The organism is Okeania sp. SIO2B9 (assembly GCF_010672505.1).
Lineage (GTDB): Bacteria > Cyanobacteriota > Cyanobacteriia > Cyanobacteriales > Microcoleaceae > Okeania > Okeania hirsuta.
Genome location: NZ_JAAHGK010000570.1, coordinates 1 through 4,621 on the forward strand (window position 1 = coordinate 1; position 4,621 = coordinate 4,621).

A 4,621-nucleotide genomic window follows, 5' to 3' on the forward strand; every position below is an offset into this window, starting at 1 on the left:
GTCAGGACATCGGGTAATTATGATGATTTATGACGCGAGAAAGATATTCGCACTAATTGTCAAACATCAACCTAGCAGTTACAATAACACAGGTGCAATGATATTTTTGATTATTAGCCAGTAGCATATTAATTATTCTGATCTCCTCTACTCTCCTACTCCCCTACTCCCCCACTCCCTACTCCCTTCTGAGAGAATTTTTAATCTTTCATAATCAGTAAAAGTATCAATATCTATTTCTCCTCTATGAAAATTAACTATTGCTACTTGGCCAGCATACTTATTAATTATTTGTTTCGCACCTTTATCTGTGTTTAAGTTGAGCATTTCTGGAAAAAGGCTAGAACTAAATAAAGCCGGAACCCCTAAAACGCCAGCATATTTAGAAGCAACTATTGGATTTGATTTTAAATAATAAACATCAATTATTTTCTGGATTAAGTTAGTAGATAAAAAAGGCTGGTCGCAAACCATTATTATTACTGCTTCTATAATTTCTTGAGTAGTTTGCAAAGTATTAATACCAGCTCGGATTGAAGTATTCATGCCTTCCTGCCAATCATGATTTTCTACAATTTTTACTGGAAAATTACTAATTTCAGGAAGTATTAGATTGCCATAAGCACCAAGCACTACAATAATTGGTGAACAACCAGAATTTACAGCAATTTCAACAGTATTTAAAATCAAAGTATTTCCTTTGTAAATCAACAATTGTTTGGGTTGCCCCAAACGGGTTGATGCACCAGCAGCTAAAATTATAATTCCTATAGATTTATTCATTATCATTTTCTTTATGGGTTTAATACCCCACCGTCTACAGGGTGTTCAAAATTACTTGGGGGAGCGTAGACGCGGAGCGGCCCTTCGTTGACTATCCCCATGTAATTTTCCTCCTGTCTCCTGTCTCCTGTCTCCTGTCTCCTTCTTCAATTTGACTATGAATTGGTAGGTTACGATGACGTAAAAAACCTGCCGAACGATTAGAAATTACTGCTTGAATTTCTGCAATAATTGCTAAAGCAATTTCTTGTGGATTATCAGCACCAATATCTAGACCAACTGGAGCATATAAACGTTTTTTGTATTGCTCATCTATGGGAATTTCTCCTAATAATTTTTCGGTTCTTCTGCGGGGTCCGAGTATTCCTAAATAACGTAAGGGCAAAGGTAAAATATTTGTGATAATTGTCAAATCATAAAGATAGTTATGAGTCATTACAACTGCTACAGTTTTTTCATCTAAAATTACCGATTTTGGTAGTTTTTCATATTCGGAAATAACTATGGAATTTGCTTCTGGAAATCTAGCAGATATGGCATAAGCAGGACGACAGTCTAATACTGTGACATACCATCCTAATTGTTTAGCAAAAAATGTTACAGGTATTGCATCGTGACCAGCACCAAATATTACTAGAGATAGGGGTGGATGAATGACCTGAATAAAAGCTTCTATATTATTAATAGATATGTGAAATGACTTACCCGAACTCTGAGCTATTTTGGCATTATCTACTAATAGTTGAACTAGGGAATTATCAGTTATTTTAGTAGTAAAATCACCATCCGCAGATAACATCAAATGATATTGCTCGGTAGTTTGACTTCTAAATACTGTAACTAAAACTCCTGGTTGTCTATGCTGAAGACAGTCAGCAAAAAATGACATTAAGTCTACTCCCTTCTCACCGGATAGAGGTTCGATGAATATATCAACTATTCCCTGACAACCCATTCCCAAACCCCAGATAATATCTGCTTCAGAAGTTGTGTCGTAAGTAACAAGGCGATACTTACCGGAACTCATGACTTCTTGCCCTTGCTCCAAAACATCACCTTCGAGACAACCGCCACTGAGGGAACCGACCATTTCACCTTTAGCAGTCATCAACATTCGTGCCCCAGCTCGGCGATATGTGGAACCCGCAACTTTGACAATAGTAGCGAGGGCAAGGGTTTGACCAGCATTTTTGAGTTTGGCGTAAGTTGCAATAATGTCTTGTAATTCTTTCATATCATGTTAGGTAGCATCAGTATTGTAAGCGCGAAGGTAAGGAAGAAGGAAGAAGGAAGAGGGAAGAGGGAAGAGAAAAGAGGGAAGAAAACTATTGAGCAAGAAAAAAACCTAAATTTCCTGTAGATATCCACCCTTGGGTTTACACAAACGATACCAAAGGAAATGATATCATTTGGAAAAAGGGAACAGGGAGAAATTTATCAGAGAAAATATTTTTATTATGGCTAATTAATGAGACTTGATATTATTTGATATTTCTGATAAATTCCAGCAGACTCCAACTATATCAGTTGAGGGAAAAGTTGGGATAGATCATGGGATAGATCAAAAGCTTAAAACTCAGACAAAGTAAGATTTTTTCAACTTCCCTTCTTCCTTCTTCCTTATCCCTTCTTCCTTGCTGTTATTGTTTTAATTAACTCTGACTTCTGACTCCTGACTCCTGACTCCTGACTCCTTCGATAATGGCAGGTACTTAACTTTAGCCCACGCAGCAATAACATTACCTAGCCATTTAGTTTTGTCATAAGATTGATAGGAAAGAACATTATACTCTCGATTTGCTGTTTTGATTAATAAGCCCCATGATGCAAATCTATTGCCTTTAAAACCACTGGTTTTGACTTGTTGTACATATTGAATTTTTGACCGTTTAATTTCTTGTATTTCATTTGTTAAAATACCTATATCTTTGGTAAAAATTAAGCAATTGAATCTAAAGTCAAAACTTAATTTACCTAGAAAACAATAGAGAATTATATAGATTTGATTGAATATTTTAGCAGCAAAAAAATACAAAACTAAAGGGATGAAAAAAAATAGAAAAGTTAAAATACTAATCACATAATCTTGAGTCAGGATAAATGAACTTATTAGCAATGTAGCAATAAAAAAACAAAATAATATCCAGATAAAACAGCAGATAATTGAGAATATAAGTAAGTATGTCATACCGTTTGGACGGTAAACTAATAGGAGGTCGCTGTTAGGCAAATAAAATATTCTGAACCCTTTCGGAGGTGGAATAATTGGTAACATGAAAACACCAAAAATAACAAAGGAAGTAAGTTCAACAATTAATAATTAGGGTTTGCGTATGGAAAGTCTGTTGGTAGGGGTAGGAGACAGGAGACAGGAGGCAGGAGATAGGAGACAGGAGACAACCCACCCCTCGCCCCTCCCCCTCCCAGGAGGAGAAGACAGGATAAATGGGAATTATAGAAGAAGTAGTCGGAAAATTGTCCCTTAATTTTTCTGCCATAATCATCCCAAAATCCTAGCTTTATGCAGCTCTTGCTACCGAAAAACTGACACTTTTTTAGACCAAAAAATGCTACAACCAATATCAGTTAATGCTTTGATATTTAATCAGCAAGCCCTAATTAATAATTAATAATTAAATAATTCGCGCCTTGAAGCCTCGAAGATCGACCGCTTTTATCCCCTTAAAAGGGGAGGCTTTAAACCACAATTTTTCCGTAAAAGTAAAAGCAGTTGATGATTTGTGTATCATAATTTATTTACTTTCAGTTTTTCAAGTGAAAATTATAGTAGGTAACACAGAACAGTGAGAAAAATATTTCCCTGTCTGGTAGTCCTGCATAGTAATGGTATACAAGGAACAAGGGATGCTTGGCACGGGAGCAAGATGCTCCCACTGCTGTACCTCGTAAAAAAATAATGCAATGCACTACCACTTCTTCCTTATTTTTCCCTCCTGACTCCTGTACGAGCGAATGCCATTCCCCCCTACTGACTCCTGACTCCTCCCTTCAACCCTATTCTAATAACTTATCTGGAGTAATAGGTAAATCTCGAATACGCTTACCTGTGGCATGATAAACAGCATTAGCGATCGCCCCTGCAACTCCCACGATAGAAAGTTCCCCAATACCCTTAGTCCCCAGAGCATTAACATAGGGGTCTTCCTCCTCTACAAACTGCACCTGAATATCAGGTACATCTAGCTGGACAGGAATCAAATAATCTGAAAGATTATGATTCAGAATACGTCCGTAGTGAGGAGACATTACCGTATGTTCCATCAATGCCATACCAATACCCCAAGTAATACCACCTATCATTTGACTGCGGGCAGTCTTAGCATTGAGAATACGCCCAGCACCATAAACACCAACACATCGTGTCACTCTCACTTCTCCCAACAGACGGTCTACTCGTACCTCCACAAAAATTCCTCCAAAAGAATATTTGGCATATTCCTGCTGTTGCTGTTTCGATGCATTATCACCAACCGCTTCAATATTTTCTAAACCATGACGACTGAGAATTTCCTGATAACTTTCCCCAACAGCAGGATTATTTTTCAACAATAATTTCCCAGACTCAAAAATTACCTCCTCCGGTTTTGCCTGATAAAGGGGTGAGTCAGAATCAGAAATTGCCATCTCTACAACTTTACTTCTAACTTTCATTGCCGCTGCTTGTACTGCCGTACCCACACTACTAGCTGTAGTCGAATTTCCGGTAAGTGGCGCTTTAGATAGCTTAGTATCGCCAAGTTTAAATTCTACCTTCTCCACAGATACGCCTAAAACTTCCGCAGTAACCTGTGTCATCACAGTATAAGTTCCTGTACCT

The 4,621-nt window shown here is 37.5% G+C and carries 5 protein-coding genes; 1 reads left to right on the plus strand and 4 read right to left on the minus strand.

Annotated features, from left to right (window positions below; genetic code table 11):
• Positions 1-147: 147 nt before the first annotated feature.
• The 3 genes from F6K13_RS19285 to F6K13_RS19295 all read right to left on the minus strand — a co-directional run bounded on the left by F6K13_RS19285 (position 148) and on the right by F6K13_RS19295 (position 2,899).
• Complete coding sequence (locus F6K13_RS19285; protein WP_240038882.1) at positions 148-783, minus strand: NTP transferase domain-containing protein; 636 nt, start codon at positions 781-783, stop codon at positions 148-150.
• Positions 784-874: 91 nt separating this feature from the next.
• Complete coding sequence (locus tag F6K13_RS19290; protein WP_124144354.1) at positions 875-2,017, minus strand: XdhC family protein; 1,143 nt, start codon at positions 2,015-2,017, stop codon at positions 875-877.
• Between the two features lie 414 nt (positions 2,018-2,431).
• Positions 2,432-2,899 (minus strand): hypothetical protein, encoded by a 468-nt coding sequence (locus F6K13_RS19295; protein ID WP_287288056.1) that lies wholly within the window; start codon positions 2,897-2,899, stop codon positions 2,432-2,434.
• Between the two features lie 217 nt (positions 2,900-3,116).
• Here F6K13_RS19295 and F6K13_RS19300 point away from each other — a divergent pair, with 217 nt between their 5' ends.
• Positions 3,117-3,269: a hypothetical protein gene (locus F6K13_RS19300; protein WP_287288058.1), complete on the plus strand. Its 153-nt coding sequence runs from the start codon at positions 3,117-3,119 to the stop codon at positions 3,267-3,269.
• Between the two features lie 529 nt (positions 3,270-3,798).
• Here the strand turns inward: F6K13_RS19300 and F6K13_RS19305 are convergent.
• On the minus strand, positions 3,799-4,621 hold an 823-nt coding region (locus F6K13_RS19305; protein WP_287288059.1), incomplete at its 5' end, for a xanthine dehydrogenase family protein molybdopterin-binding subunit.

Coding starts and splice junctions, on each gene's coding strand:
- F6K13_RS19285 (WP_240038882.1), bottom strand. CDS start 783: ATGAATAAATCTATAGGAATTATAATTTTAGCTGCTGGTGCATCAACC.
- F6K13_RS19290 (WP_124144354.1), bottom strand. CDS start 2,017: ATGAAAGAATTACAAGACATTATTGCAACTTACGCCAAACTCAAAAAT.
- F6K13_RS19300 (WP_287288058.1), top strand. CDS start 3,117: ATGGAAAGTCTGTTGGTAGGGGTAGGAGACAGGAGACAGGAGGCAGGA.